Origin of the sequence: Enterococcus casseliflavus NBRC 100478, from assembly GCF_001544095.1 — a bacterium.
In the GTDB taxonomy this organism is placed as follows: domain Bacteria; phylum Bacillota; class Bacilli; order Lactobacillales; family Enterococcaceae; genus Enterococcus_D; species Enterococcus_D casseliflavus.
Map to the genome: position 1 here is coordinate 114,193 of NZ_BCPT01000008.1, position 13,558 is coordinate 127,750.

Annotated in this window: 12 protein-coding genes; 8 read left to right on the top strand and 4 right to left on the bottom strand. The window is 42.9% G+C overall.

Features of this window, described 5'->3' with window-relative positions; all coding sequences use genetic code 11:
• Positions 1-15 precede the first annotated feature (15 nt).
• Positions 16-852 (bottom strand): AraC family transcriptional regulator, encoded by an 837-nt coding sequence (locus ECA1_RS08615; RefSeq protein WP_010749431.1) that lies wholly within the window; start codon positions 850-852, stop codon positions 16-18.
• A 144-nt stretch (positions 853-996) separates the two neighbouring features.
• Here ECA1_RS08615 and ECA1_RS08620 point away from each other — a divergent pair, with 144 nt between their 5' ends.
• Together ECA1_RS08620 and ECA1_RS08625 are read left to right on the top strand one after the other, a co-directional pair.
• Complete coding sequence (locus ECA1_RS08620) at positions 997-2,748, top strand: ABC transporter ATP-binding protein (RefSeq protein ID WP_060792245.1); 1,752 nt, start codon at positions 997-999, stop codon at positions 2,746-2,748.
• Complete coding sequence (locus tag ECA1_RS08625; protein ID WP_060792246.1) at positions 2,735-4,516, top strand: ABC transporter ATP-binding protein; 1,782 nt, start codon at positions 2,735-2,737, stop codon at positions 4,514-4,516. Before ECA1_RS08620 ends, ECA1_RS08625 begins: the two co-directional genes overlap by 14 nt.
• A 61-nt stretch (positions 4,517-4,577) precedes the next feature.
• On the opposite strand, the gene ECA1_RS08630 is transcribed toward ECA1_RS08625, so the two are convergent.
• Positions 4,578-5,219, bottom strand: a complete 642-nt coding sequence (locus ECA1_RS08630) for a copper homeostasis protein CutC (RefSeq protein WP_005229722.1) — start codon at positions 5,217-5,219, stop codon at positions 4,578-4,580.
• Between the two features lie 102 nt (positions 5,220-5,321).
• Between ECA1_RS08630 and ECA1_RS08635 the strand changes: the two genes are divergently transcribed.
• The 5 genes from ECA1_RS08635 (at position 5,322) to ECA1_RS08655 (ending at position 10,696) form a co-directional block, all read left to right on the top strand.
• The gene (locus tag ECA1_RS08635; RefSeq protein WP_005229724.1) at positions 5,322-6,164 is read left to right on the top strand and encodes a methyltransferase domain-containing protein; all 843 of its coding nucleotides are present in this window, start codon (positions 5,322-5,324) and stop codon (positions 6,162-6,164) included.
• A 353-nt stretch (positions 6,165-6,517) separates the two neighbouring features.
• Positions 6,518-7,021: a tRNA (uridine(34)/cytosine(34)/5-carboxymethylaminomethyluridine(34)-2'-O)-methyltransferase TrmL gene (gene trmL / locus ECA1_RS08640; protein ID WP_005229727.1), complete on the top strand. Its 504-nt coding sequence runs from the start codon at positions 6,518-6,520 to the stop codon at positions 7,019-7,021.
• Between the two features lie 17 nt (positions 7,022-7,038).
• Positions 7,039-7,692 carry a histidine phosphatase family protein gene (locus ECA1_RS08645; protein ID WP_060792247.1) on the top strand — a complete coding sequence of 218 codons (654 nt, stop codon included), beginning with the start codon at positions 7,039-7,041 and terminating at the stop codon, positions 7,690-7,692.
• Between the two features lie 20 nt (positions 7,693-7,712).
• Positions 7,713-10,367, top strand: a complete 2,655-nt coding sequence (gene recD2 / locus ECA1_RS08650; protein ID WP_060792248.1) for an SF1B family DNA helicase RecD2 — start codon at positions 7,713-7,715, stop codon at positions 10,365-10,367.
• A gap of 101 nt (positions 10,368-10,468) precedes the next feature.
• A complete protein-coding gene (locus ECA1_RS08655) occupies positions 10,469-10,696 on the top strand; it encodes a hypothetical protein (protein WP_005229738.1) in 228 nt (75 codons plus the stop codon).
• Between the two features lie 103 nt (positions 10,697-10,799).
• Here the strand turns inward: ECA1_RS08655 and ECA1_RS08660 are convergent, their stop codons facing one another.
• On the bottom strand, positions 10,800-11,423 hold the full coding sequence (locus tag ECA1_RS08660; protein WP_060792249.1) for a response regulator transcription factor: 624 nt from the start codon (positions 11,421-11,423) through the stop codon (positions 10,800-10,802).
• Positions 11,420-12,529 (bottom strand): sensor histidine kinase, encoded by a 1,110-nt coding sequence (locus tag ECA1_RS08665; protein ID WP_370447897.1) that lies wholly within the window; start codon positions 12,527-12,529, stop codon positions 11,420-11,422. The genes ECA1_RS08660 and ECA1_RS08665 overlap by 4 nt, the downstream gene beginning before the upstream one ends.
• 86 nt (positions 12,530-12,615) lie before the next feature.
• Here ECA1_RS08665 and ECA1_RS08670 point away from each other — a divergent pair, with 86 nt between their 5' ends.
• Positions 12,616-13,548 (top strand): ABC transporter ATP-binding protein, encoded by a 933-nt coding sequence (locus ECA1_RS08670; RefSeq protein WP_060792250.1) that lies wholly within the window; start codon positions 12,616-12,618, stop codon positions 13,546-13,548.
• Positions 13,549-13,558: the final 10 nt, after the last annotated feature.

A 13,558-nucleotide genomic window follows, 5' to 3' on the forward strand; every position in this document is an offset into this window, starting at 1 on the left:
TCATCGGCTTGCTCTTTAATTTTTTGGTTTTGGCAATACCCCAGAAGGAGAGACACCATAAAGTTTTTTAAAAGACTTGCTAAAGTGATAAGCATCCTGATAGCCCACAGCAGAGGCGACTTCTTTGATCGTGAGGTTTTCATTTTTTAACATGTCTTTGGCACGCTTTAAGCGAATCTCAATCAAGTAGTTGATGGGACTGACACCCGTCGCCTCTTTAAAAATCTTTGAAAGGTACGTCGGGCTGAGAAATTGATCCTGTGCGAGCTTCTCTAACGTGATTTCTTCTTTGTAATGATTTTCCAAGTAATAGACCGTATAGTTGACGATCTGTTGTTGTCGTCGTTGGCTTTTGGAAAGGTAAGGCACGACATTGATATGGTCTTCATTTAGTCCACGTAAAATGTAGACGAGCATCTCCATCAAAACAGCCTTTTGCATCAATTGAAACTCATCCCGCTCTTCACTGCTTTCTCTCACCAACTGCCAGGCTTTTTCCAAAACTTGATGATGGTATTTGCCTAGCTCCAACAAGGGGTGTTTGTTAGGGAAAAAATTCCGTTTAAACCCTTCCAAAGAAATATTTTTTAAACCAATATGCAGCTGATGGGAGCGAGTGCCCTTAGGCTGCAATTCGCAGTGATCGACGCCAGGATTGAAAAGCATGACGCTGCCAGCACGGATTTTTTTCGCTGGTTCTTTTTCAAAATAATAGGTACTTTCTCCTTCTAATAAGACGCTGATTTCTAAAAAGTCATGATGGTGCATTTCTCCATGACTTTCTGATTGCGTCCATGGGTCAAAGAGATAGATGATTTCTGGATTAAACGTGCGAGGGTTAACTAAATTCATGGCTGATTCACTCCAATTGGGTGCTTATTTCCTGTAAAAAAAGGGAATGGTGCTTCTTACTAATATTTTACATCAAAATGAGTAAGAAAAACCATTCAAATCGCTTTTCAAAACGCTAAGCTTAACAACGAGAGGGGGAATTAGATGAGTAATACACAATGGATCTGGCGCTATGCCAAAAAGAACCGGGGAAAAATCATATTGGCAGTCCTGTTTTTAGTGATCAATGCAGCGCTGATCATTGTTAATCCGTACTTGGGAGGAATGGTGATCGATGATGTCATCAATCAGCAAAAAACGCACTTATTGATTCCATTATTGTTGATCATGATCGCAACGACCGTCATTCGTACCATTGTCCGCTACAGTTATCAAATTTTATTTGAACGGGTCGGGCAAAATACGCTATACGATTTACGGGAAGATTTGTATCAGAAGCTGCAAGAATTGGATTTCGACTTTTTCAATCATACTCGTGTGGGAGATATTATGGCACGGATGACTGGTGATACCGATGCCATTCGCCACTTTGTTTCTTGGGTGACCTACAATATCGCTGAATGTATCTTGTGGTTCTTTTCAGCGGTGGTGGTTATGAGCTTTATTGATTGGAAATTGATGTTGGCGCTGGTGGCTGTCACACCGATCATATTTCTGTTGACCAATCGCATGTCTAAGAAAGCACACCCGTTGTTTTTTGACATTCGTGAGAGCTTTTCGCGCTTGAATTCAATGGTGGAAGAAAATATCGGCGGCAATCGGGTCGTAAAAGCCTTCGCTCGTGAAAATTTTGAGATTGAAAAATTTCGCTCCTACAACGAAGATTTTAAGACCCGCAACATGGCATCTGCCAAAGTTTCCCGTACCTATCTGCCATGGCTTGACGGCTTAGCAGGAAGCTTGTCAGTCATTGCCTTAGTCTTAGGCGGAATTTTCGTAATCAATGGGGACATGACCTTAGGAGATCTTGTTGCGTTTAATGGCTATCTTTGGATGTTGAATAATCCTATGCGCATGAGTGGTTGGTTGATCAACGATGTTCAGCGATTTTCTGCAGCCTGTATCAAAATTCGGCAAATGTTGGCGCAAGAATCGAAAATTCCTGTTCATCAACAAGAAAAATTAGAGCCAATCAAAGGATTTGTAGAGTTTAAAGATGTTTCCTTCCACTTTTCGGATGATCCGAATCAAAATGTGTTGGAAAACATCAACTTCAAAATTGGCCCTGGCCAAACGTTAGGGATCTTAGGGGAAACCGGTTCAGGGAAAACGACGTTAGTGAATTTAGTTGGACGCTTTTATGATCCGACTGAAGGGGAAGTATTGATTGATGGAAAAAACGCCAAAGAGTATCCCGTGCGTCAAATGCGGGAAAACATTTCAATGGTGATGCAAGATGTCTTCTTGTTTTCCAATACCATCTCCGACAACATTGCTTTTGGAAATCCTTTAGCTGATGAAGGCTTTATTCGGCAAATGGCGGTAGTCGCTGATGCAGATACCTTTATTTCTCGGATGCCTCAAGGCTATGAAACGATCGTGGGCGAGCGAGGTGTAGGGCTTTCTGGCGGACAAAAACAACGGATCTCTCTAGCACGGGCCTTAGCCAAAGATCCATCGATCTTGATTTTGGATGATACGACGTCTGCCGTCGATATGGAGACAGAATCGAAGATCCAACAGGAGCTGACAAAATTAACAGGAGAGAAAACGACGTTTATCATTGCGCATCGGATCTCCTCTGTTCGAGAAGCCGATCAGATTCTGATGATGGAAAAAGGACGAGTCGTTGAACAAGGGACCCATGAAGAACTTGTCAGTCTGCGGGGCAAATACTACGAAGTGTATCAAAAACAATTAGGCTTGTCAGGAGGTGAAGACGATGGCGAGAAATAAATTTGATGTGGATGAGGAATTAGACCAGGAATTTAGTTGGAAGGATTTCAAACGCTTGTCACAATATGTCGTTCCTTATAAAAGAAGTATTGCGAAAGTCCTATTTACGATCATTCTGGCAAACTTAGCAGGAATGCTGGCGCCCGTGTTCACAAAGATCGCGATCGATTCATCGATTCCTGAGAAAAATGTCAACCAATTGCTGCTTCTAGGAGCTGCCTTTCTAGTGACCTTGATCGTTATCGGCGTCTGCATGCGTTACCGTATCTACCATATCACGAATATTGGTCAAGACGTATTGAAGGATATGCGCTTTGATATTTTTGAACATCTGCAGCGACTGCCTTTTTCTTATTTTGATACAAGGCCCCACGGCAAGATCTTGATTCGCATCGTAAACTATATCAATACACTGAGTGACCTATTGAGCAACGGCCTGATCAATTTGATCTCGGATGTTTTCAACGTCATCATCACCTTGATCTTTATGTTTGCGATCGACTTCAAATTGACCTTGTATTCCCTTGCGTTGCTGCCAATTTTGTTCATCATGGTGATGGTGATCAAGAATAACCAGCGCAAAGCCTATCAGGTGTTGAGTAATAAACAATCCAATCTAAATGCTTACATTCATGAAAGTATTGCTGGTATCAAGATTACTCAATCCTTTGCGCGAGAAGAAGAAAATGCTGAGATCTTCCAAGAAGTCAGCAATGATTACCGAACTTCATGGATGAAAGCTGTCAAAATTCAGTTTCTGATGTGGCCAGGGGTGCAAAACATTTCAGTCATTACGACTTGTTTGATTTATTTTGTCGGCATTCGTCAGATCGGTGTCGATGTCAGCACAGGTACTCTGATCGCTTTTATCAGTTATATCAATAATTTCTGGAATCCAGTCATCAATATCGGGAATTTTTATAATTCTTTGATTACAGCAACAGCCTATCTTGAACGAATTTTTGAAACGATGGATGAAGTCCCAGATATCGAAGACAAACCAGATGCAAACGTATTGCCAACGATGAAAGGGACCGTTGATTTTGAACACGTGACCTTCCGATACGAAGAAGGCAAAAACATTCTTTCTGATGTTAACTTCCACATTGAACCTGGGGAAAGTATTGCTTTGGTTGGTCCTACTGGTGCAGGGAAGACCACGATCATCAACTTGCTGAGCCGCTTTTATGATGTCAATGAAGGCAGTGTTAAAGTGGATGGGATGGACGTTCGTGACGTGACGCTGGAATCGCTGCGCTCACAAATGGGTGTCATGCTGCAAGATACCTTTATTTTCTCAGGAACGATCATAGAGAATATTCGCTATGGAAAATTAGATGCGACAGAAGAAGAGATCATCGAAGCAGCGAAGATCGTCCGTGCCCACGACTTTATCACGGAGTTGAAAGATGGCTATCAAACCGTCGTCGAAGAACGAGGAAGTACTTTATCTGCAGGGCAACGCCAACTGATTTCCTTTGCCCGAGCGTTGTTGGCTGATCCAAAAATTTTGATCTTAGATGAAGCGACCTCAAGTATCGATACGAAGACAGAAGAATTGCTGCAAGAAGGATTGTTGAAGCTGTTAGAAGGCAGAACCTCATTTATCATCGCTCACCGACTGTCCACGATCAAAAATTCTGATCGAATCTTTTACGTGGCAGGGGGGACAATCGCTGAATCGGGTAACCATGATCAGCTAATGGCACAAAAAGGCTTGTATCACCATTTGTATCAATCACAATACGACTTATTGCAAGCGATCTAAAAGAATCCCCACAAACGATAGAAACGCATCGTTTGTGGGGATTTCTTTGTGTCCTTCAAGCTCAATCGTTAAGGTCAACGATTCTGGTTCCATGAACTTCTTTTACACCTAGTGTATCGGCAACTTCTTGGGCATTTTCAAAGGAAATGCCACCGCCAGGTAAAATCGTTAAACGCTCACCAGCATAGGCGATCAATTCTTTCAGACGATCGAAATTTGCTTCGATTGGAGTGCCTGCAGCACCACCATGGGTCAAAATCCGCTGTACCCCATGCTCAGCTAACCAATCGATCGCCTTGAATTGGCGCGCTACAGGAATCGCGTCGAATGCCATGTGAAAAGTAACCTGCAAGCCTTCTGCGGTTTCTAACAGTAGCTCCAATGCTTCTTCGTCCAACCAGCCGCTAGGAGTTAAGCAACCTAGAACAACGCCGTCTGTTCCTAATTTTTTTGCTTCGATCAAGTCGGTATGCATGATTTTCAATTCTGTATCATTGTAAACAAAATCACCGCCCCGAGGTCGAATGATCGTCATAACGGGTATTCCTTTTTCGCCAGCATATTGCAGAACTTCTTCTTGCACGCCGGTACTTGGTGTTGTTCCGCCGACTGCTAAATTATCACAGAGTTCGATGCGCTTTGCACCTCGGGCGATTGCTAAGGGAATATTGGTATAGTTTTCTGCACAAAATTCTTTTAACATGATTTACCTCCATTTGATGGGTGTTCAATTGATTTGTTATTCTATCCACTAGCATTCTACCACAAGAATATGCTAAAGTAGAGCAGAGATGAGGGAAGTTGAATGTTAAAAAAAATCGATCGCGGGCGCCTATTTTTAAACGCCCATTATCACTTGTTTGAATGTCCATTGTGCCGCCAAGCATTTTTCCCGACCGAAAATGGCTTGGTTTGTCCAAATCGTCATCGATTTGACTTATCAAAGAAAGGCACACTTTTCTTTTTGGATCATCAAGTCAAAGCAGATTATGATCAAGCACTGTTTTTGCCGCGTCAACGAATGATCGCTAGCGGCATGTATGCACCAGTCCTTGAGACCATCAAAGCAGCTTTGGGAGATGCTAAGCATCTTTTAGATGTTGGCTGCGGGGAAGGCAGTTTTCTGGCTCAGCTGGTCAATGAAAAGACTCAGGCGGCTGTCGGCTTTGATATTGCCAAGGACGGAGTCTATCTAGCAACCAATCAAAACGTACCAGCTTTTTGGTGTGTGGCGGATCTGACCAACCTGCCGTTTGCTGAAGCGAGCTTTGATACGATTTTCAATCTATTTTCGCCGTCAAATTATGGGGAGTTTAACCGCATTCTAAGAAAAGGCGGACAGCTGATCAAAGTGGTTCCTGCGGCGGACTATTTAAAAGAGCTACGAGCCGCTTTTTATCCTGATAACGAAACAAAACAGCAGTATTCGAATGAACGGGTCGTTAGCAAATTTTTTGAACACTATCCCAACGCATCCCGTCAAAGAGTGACGCATGTTTTTGCGATCCCTGAAGAAAATCGTCAAGATTTACTTGCCATGTCCCCGTTAGAGTGGGGGGCTTCGGAGGAACGCAAAGAAAAGCTGCGACAAACCCCTTTGACACAGATTACGGTTGATGTTGAGGTGTTGATTGCGAAAATTTCCTGAAAATATTTTGAACTTTTTTGTTATTTACTCTTGCAATCATGCCATGGGAGTGATATATTGTTCTCAAGTCATTTTTCATTGGTTTTTATCAGGTTCCTGTTCTGATAAAAGTTAGTGAAAAGAGCTTCACTAACGTAACGACTCGCAGTGATCGACACCGAGTTGGTACGTTTTTTTTATGCCCAAAAAAGCGCCCAAAAAATGTTGTTTCTAGAAAAACAAGCGTGCCAAAATATGGTACTATAGAAGTTATTGAAGTAGTTACTGAGCATGCAATGGAAAACGTAACGTTTAACGACACAAATCAATGCGAGAACCGATCGGCAGTAACCGATCGAAAGGAGTTTTTATCTATGAATCACATCGTTCTTTTTGAACCTCAGATCCCAGCCAATACGGGGAATATTGCACGGACGTGTGCAGCAACAAATACTCATTTACACTTAATCGAGCCTTTAGGCTTTTCAACGGATGACAAGCAATTGAAGCGTGCTGGGCTTGATTATTGGCATGATGTCAATATTACCTATCATAAAGATTTAGCTGCTTTTATGGACTTTTTAGGAGCGCGTCCGTTGTACCTGATCTCGAAATTTGCCAATCGAGTGTATTCTGATGTCGATTACACCGCAGATGACGATCAGTTCTTCATTTTTGGGAAAGAAACGACGGGGCTTCCAGAAAGCTTTATGCGAGAGCATGCCGAAAAATGCTTGCGGATTCCGATGAATGATGAGCACGTTCGTTCCCTTAATCTTTCAAATACGGCGGCCTTGATCATTTATGAAGTTTTGCGGCAGCAAGGCTTCCCAGAGTTGGAATTGACGCATCATTACGAGAACGACAAATTAGACTAAGAAGCGAGGCTTTTTCGATGCAATTATACTTTACCCGTCACGGAAAAACAGAGTGGAACCAAGCACGCCGCTTTCAAGGAATGCTGGGGGATTCGCCGTTATTGCCAGAAAGTTATGACGAGATCAAATTACTCGGTGATTATCTGGCAGCTATTCCTTTTGAGAAGATTTACTCAAGTACATCTTTGCGAGCAAAAGTGACTGCCCAAGAGATCCAAGCAAGACTCCAACACCCTGTTGAAATCATTTATAATGAGAACCTGCGAGAAATCGGACTCGGTGAATTGGAAGGTCGGTCCATCGATGAAATGCATGAGAAGTATCCCCAACAACTGAATGATTTGCGTAATCACTTGGATAGATACGATCCCAGTGCCTTTAAAGGTGAGCCGATCCAAAAAACATTGAGCCGAATCGAGACCGTCGTCATGGATGCGGTGATGCAGCATGAAGGCCCATTATTGTTCGTCGGTCATGGAGCATCCTTTACGGCTGCTATACAGTGGCTTGCAGGCAAACCATTAGCCGAATTAAGAGAGCAAGGTGGATTAGTCAATAACAGCGTTAGCTTATTAGAGACGAATGAACAAAAAGTATTGCCTTTTAAACTAAAACTTTGGAATGAAGCAAGCTTTTTAAGCAATCAGGCAGGATTAGACGCTTTATTGTAAACCATGAAAGGAGCGGCACCATGATTCCAGAAAGAACGTTTTTTGTCGGCCATGTTGCCGCCATCTTTTTCCAGAATCCCAGCAATTTTTATAAAGTACTATTAGTTAAAGTCACTGAGAATAATGCCGACTACAAAGACTCGGAGATCGTCGTTACTGGTAGTTTCGGCGAAATCCAAGAAGAGGAAAAGTATCGGTTTTTTGGTGAGCTGGTCAATCATCCCAAGTATGGCGTCCAGTTGAAGGCCGAAAGCTACCAACAAGAACAACCAACCTCTGAACAAGGGTTGATCGCCTATCTTTCTGGAGAAAAATTTCCTGGGATCGGCAAGAAGACCGCTGAAAAAATCGTTGATCTTTTAGGAGAAGAAGCGATCGACCGGATGCTGGAAGAACCAACATTGTTGGAGCAGATTCCAGGATTGAATGAAAGTAAGCAAAAAATGATTTTAGATACCGTTCGGCAAAACCATGGGATGGATCAAGTGATCGTTGGCTTGAGCCGTTATGGTTTTGGTAGTCAGCTTTCTTTTGCAATCTACCAAGCCTACAAAAATGAAGCATTAGCAATTATCGAAGAAAATCCTTATCAGCTGGTGGAAGACATTGAAGGCATTGGCTTTAAACGTGCAGATGGCATCGCTGAGCAACTAGGGATCGAAGCATCGTCACCGCAACGGTTTCGAGCGGCGGTCTTGCATCAGATCTTTGCCCAGTCCTTGCAGACGGGTAATACCTTTATCCACGCCCAGGACTTGTTAGAGCAGACACTGCGTTTATTAGAGACGAGTCGACCTATTGAGATCGCGCCAGACGACCTGGCATCAACGATCATTCAATTAGTGGAAGAAGGAAAAATCCAGCAAGAAGAAACTCGTTTATATGAAAACAGTTTGTACTTTTCTGAGTGGGGAATCGCTAGTTCCATCGAACGCTTGCTTTCTCGCAAAAAAGAGATCGTGTATCCTGAGAAAACAATCAGCAAAACGCTGCGAAAAATTGAGAAGCATTTAGGAATCACCTATGGGTCTTCGCAAGAAGAAGCAATCAAAGAAGCCATTCGTTCGCCATTGTTTATTTTGACAGGAGGACCTGGTACTGGGAAAACGACGGTGATCAATGGGATCGTACAATTGTTTGCTGAGTTGAACGATTTGGACTTAGAGCCATCAAAATACAGCGACGAAACCTTTCCGATTCTCTTGGCAGCACCGACTGGTCGAGCCGCCAAACGAATGAACGAAACGACTGGCTTGCCAAGTGGTACGATCCATCGTTTGTTAGGCTTGAACGGACGTGAAAAAGCGCCATCGATCAGTCCAAAAGAATTAGAAGGCGGCTTACTGATCGTCGATGAGATGTCTATGGTGGATACATGGCTGGCGAATACCCTCTTTAAGTCGATTCCTACGAACATGCAAGTGATTTTTGTGGGGGATAAAGATCAGCTTCCTTCTGTGGGGCCAGGACAAGTTCTTCATGACTTGCTAGCGATCGATGCGATCCCGAAACAAGAATTGACGGAGATCTACCGCCAAGGCGATGGGTCAAGTATTATTCCACTCGCCCATGCCATAAAAAACGGGCAGCTGCCTGCAGATTTTACACAAAACCAAAAAGATCGTTCTTTCTTTGCGTGTGATGCTTACAAAATCGAACCGTTGATCGCTCAGATCGTGAAACGGGCAAAAGACAAAGGCTACACGCCGCAAGATATTCAAGTGTTGGCACCGATGTATCGTGGGGCAGCCGGGATCGATGCCCTTAATAAAATGATGCAAGAGATCTTTAACCCCAATGATGGGACCAAAAAAGAGGTGACCTTCAATGATACGGTGTATCGTATCGGAGATAAGGTCTTGCAGTTGGTAAACTCTCCTGAAGATAACGTGTTTAATGGCGATATGGGCCAAATCGTTGGGATCACTCTAGCCAAACAGTCGGAAGACAAGGTCGACGAGCTGGTCATTCAATTTGATGCCAACGAAGTGACCTATAAGCGGAATGAATGGAACAAGATCACGTTATCCTACTGTTGTTCGATCCATAAATCTCAAGGCAGTGAATTTCAAATGGTTATTTTGCCGATGGTTCATCAATACCAACGCATGCTGCAGCGCAATTTGCTATATACTGCTGTGACCCGTAGCAAAGAGATGCTGATTTTACTTGGTGAACCACAAGCGTACCAAACTTGTGTCAACCACGAATCTGCGACTCGTTTAACGACGCTGAAAGAACGCATCAATGGCACAGAAAAAATGACGCCGTTACAACGAGCAAAATTGGCCCAATTTGAAGAAGCGGATGATCCATTTTATGAGGATTCCTCTGTTGACACGAAAGTAAAAACGTCTTCGACGAAGATAAAGGAGCAATCCAGCACTGAAGTTAGTGCTAACAAGCAAGCGGTAGAAAAGACCTCAGATAGTGGGCTTGATTTGTTTGCTTTTGCCGAGACGGAACCGTCAGCATCAAATCAGACAGAAATGGCAAAGCCTCTTTCAGGGGATAAGGTTCTAAGTGAAGGGACTACGGTGGAAGAAGCACTCATCGAAGAAACGCCAAACGATGGTGTATTGACCTTAACGATGGTCAAAAAGCATTTAGTGGATCCAATGATTGGCATGAAGGATTGTTCTCCATACGACTTTATGCCCGCAAAAAATGGTTGATTCAAAGATGAGAAAATACTAAAAAAGGGTCGTTAGTGAGCGCTTTCTTTTGGTTTTTTAGCTTCTTATGCTAAGCTAAAATCAAAAGGAGGCGTTACGTTATGGCGAAAGAAACCGAAGATAAATTAGCAAAATTAGCAAAAGAATCTGGCAACGACTTTAAAAAATTAGATGAGATGGAAAAAGAATTCAAATTGGATGAAAGTCCTGAGTCAGAACGAGGCGATCGGGAAGAATCAGGGTTAGAAAAAACGTTAGATAAGGCGCCGATTTTTCCGCCTAACACACCGAATAACCCAACGAATCCTGGCAGTCCTGGAAATCCATAGCTTGTCCACAAAAATACTATGACAGTCGGATAATCGAGTAGAAAACAAAAAGCCTGAAGAATGCAGCTTCGCATTCTTCAGGCTTTTTTGCAATCGATGAGGTTTACTTTAAATGCTGATAATAATAGATCGCTAATTGCGTGCGATCCCGCAACTCCAGCTTTTCTAGTAATTGACTGATGTAATTACGAATGGTTCCATCACTCAAATACAAGGCATCAGCGATTTCTTTATTATTTTTACCCGCTGCTACTTCTTTGATGATCGCAAGTTCACGTTCGCTAAAAGATGCTTGATTATCTATCGCTGGTTGGTTCTTCATCATTTGCGTGAAGGTCTCGACGATCTCATTCCCAAACACGACTTGCCCATTGTATGCGGCTTTGACAGAAGGGATGATCGCTTGCAGGTTCTGTTTGATCAAATATCCTTTGACACCGATAGAAAAGGCTTCACGAATGTATTCTTGATCTTTGAAGGTGGTCAAAAGCAAGAGGATCGCTTGGGGAAATTTAGCCAGTATTTCTTTGGCAGCAGCGATCCCAGTTTGTTCCGGCATACGGATGTCGGTCAACAAAACGTCAGGACGATGGGCTTCGTAAAGAGCAATGGCGTCTTTGGCACAATGACCGATATCCAACACCTGAATCTCTTCTGTGCTTTCAAGAATGGTTTGTAACGAGGTCGTCACGAACGGGTCATCATCAATAATGACTACAGTAATCATTGGTGTTCCTCCTTTGGTAAAATGATCGTCAACTGAAAGCGTTGGTTTTCTTGCAAAATATGAACTTGACCTTGTAGCTCCTGGACCCGTTGACGCATCGTTTTTAGACCGATTCCGCTGTTTGCAGTTTGGGGTGAATTGACGTCCTCGTTGGTGATCTGCAAACGGTAAAAGGCGGGCAACGTGCGAAAATGCACGACAACGGTTTTGGCATGACTGTGTTTGATGCTGTTGGTCAAGGCTTCTTTGATGACCATTAAGAAACAGTTTTGCTGTGCTTCGCTCAATCCTTCAAACAAGTTTCCTTCAATCGTTACGGAAGAGGGGAAATCAGCAATCAGAAACTCTATGGCCTGCGGAAAAGAAATCGAGGTTTCATGGAGATCATGAACGCTTTGCCGAATGCGATCCATCCCAGTGTGAACCGTTGCACTCAAATTTGCTAACGGCACATTTAATTTCGGCTCTTGATTGATCATTTCAAGCGCACCAATTTGTAAAATGGCACTCGAAAGTAGATGGCCGACATTGTCATGGATATCTCGCGCGATTCGATTTCGTTCTTCCGCGATTTGTAAGGCTAATTTTGTCTCTTGTGACAGGGCTAATGCTTTGTTTTGTTCCGATAACTGCTGCTGCTTTTCCCAATGGGTATCTTTTGAAGCAATATATTTTTTCTCAAGATCGATCATTCGCTGCTCTTTTTTTCGTAAATAAAAAGCGAAAAGCAGTAGCAGGATGATAAAGGCGAGCTCAGTGGGTGAATGGTTGCCAACCGTCGAAATCAACAAAAAACCTAATAGGAATAAACCATCATCTTGTCTTTCTTTTGGAGCGATCACCCGCATCATTGCGGGCAAAAAGAGGGCAAGCGCTGGCCAAAAGGCACATAGCAGCAACAGAATAACTTGAAAAAACCAGCTTGGTTTCTTAGGCAGCAAATAACTGACGCCAGTAAATAAAACAGCGATCAGCAGATAGATGACTTGCACAGCAACAAATCCTTGGTTTACCAATAAGAACAATGAGATAGCGAGGAAAAAGCCCGCTTCGGTGAGTGGTCGATAGTTCGTCATAGGAGACTCCTTCATTGTGACAAATGTCATGGTTGGTTTAGCCAATCGTCACTAGTTTCTTTCCTTGAACTTTATTATAGTCAGATTAACAAGAAATTTGGAAGGAGTTTTTCATCATGATTATCGAAATTGATAAATTAGTAAAACGCTATGGTGATTTTGTGGCATTGAACCATTTTGATCTGCAAGTTCAAGAAGGAGAAGTTTTAGGATTATTGGGACCAAACGGGAGCGGAAAATCCACCGCCATCAACTGTATGCTCTCTTTGTTAAATTATGACAAAGGGATCATTAAACTGTTTGGATCAATCATGACGCCGGAAAATTATGCCGTCAAGGCAATGATTGGCGTCGTTCCTCAAGATGTTGCCGTCTTTGAAGAACTTAGTGTGCAAGAAAATATCGATTACTTTTGCGGTTTATATGTTGCTGACAAACAGAAACGCCAAGCCTTGATCGAAGAAGTGATTCAATTAGTGGGATTGGAAAATTTTGTGACGTTTCACCCAGGCGAGCTCAGCGGTGGGTTGAAGCGACGATTGAATATCGCCTGCGGGATCGCTCATAAGCCGCGCTTGATCTTTTTAGATGAACCCACGGTAGCGGTCGATCCTCAAAGTCGGAACAAAATTTTAGAAAGTATCAAAGAACTGAATCGTCAAGGAGCGACGATTGTTTATACGACCCATTACATGGAAGAGGTGGAGATTCTTTGTGACCAGATCGTGATTATGGATCAAGGACAGGTGATTGCTAAAGGAACCAAAGAATCTCTAAAAGATATGGTACGGACAGCGGATCGTTTGACCATCGATATCCCCTTACTGCCTGAGCCTGTATTGACAACGATTCAGCAAACCATTGCTTCTGATGGGATCGCCTATAAAAACGGTCAGCTTGAAGTAACAACGACGGAGCTGAATACAGTTTTATTACCGATTCTGACGCTCTTACAAGCAGAGCATATCACTTATGGAAAAATTGCAACCAAAGAAGCCACCTTGAATGATGTCTTTTTAGAGATCACGGGCAAGGAATTGAGAGACTAAAGGAGGGAAT

Coding starts and splice junctions, on each gene's coding strand:
- ECA1_RS08615 (WP_010749431.1), bottom strand. CDS start 852: ATGAATTTAGTTAACCCTCGCACGTTTAATCCAGAAATCATCTATCTC.
- ECA1_RS08620 (WP_060792245.1), top strand. CDS start 997: ATGAGTAATACACAATGGATCTGGCGCTATGCCAAAAAGAACCGGGGA.
- ECA1_RS08625 (WP_060792246.1), top strand. CDS start 2,735: ATGGCGAGAAATAAATTTGATGTGGATGAGGAATTAGACCAGGAATTT.
- ECA1_RS08630 (WP_005229722.1), bottom strand. CDS start 5,219: ATGTTAAAAGAATTTTGTGCAGAAAACTATACCAATATTCCCTTAGCA.
- ECA1_RS08635 (WP_005229724.1), top strand. CDS start 5,322: ATGTTAAAAAAAATCGATCGCGGGCGCCTATTTTTAAACGCCCATTAT.
- trmL (WP_005229727.1), top strand. CDS start 6,518: ATGAATCACATCGTTCTTTTTGAACCTCAGATCCCAGCCAATACGGGG.
- ECA1_RS08645 (WP_060792247.1), top strand. CDS start 7,039: ATGCAATTATACTTTACCCGTCACGGAAAAACAGAGTGGAACCAAGCA.
- recD2 (WP_060792248.1), top strand. CDS start 7,713: ATGATTCCAGAAAGAACGTTTTTTGTCGGCCATGTTGCCGCCATCTTT.
- ECA1_RS08655 (WP_005229738.1), top strand. CDS start 10,469: ATGGCGAAAGAAACCGAAGATAAATTAGCAAAATTAGCAAAAGAATCT.
- ECA1_RS08660 (WP_060792249.1), bottom strand. CDS start 11,423: ATGATTACTGTAGTCATTATTGATGATGACCCGTTCGTGACGACCTCG.
- ECA1_RS08665 (WP_370447897.1), bottom strand. CDS start 12,529: ATGACATTTGTCACAATGAAGGAGTCTCCTATGACGAACTATCGACCA.
- ECA1_RS08670 (WP_060792250.1), top strand. CDS start 12,616: ATGATTATCGAAATTGATAAATTAGTAAAACGCTATGGTGATTTTGTG.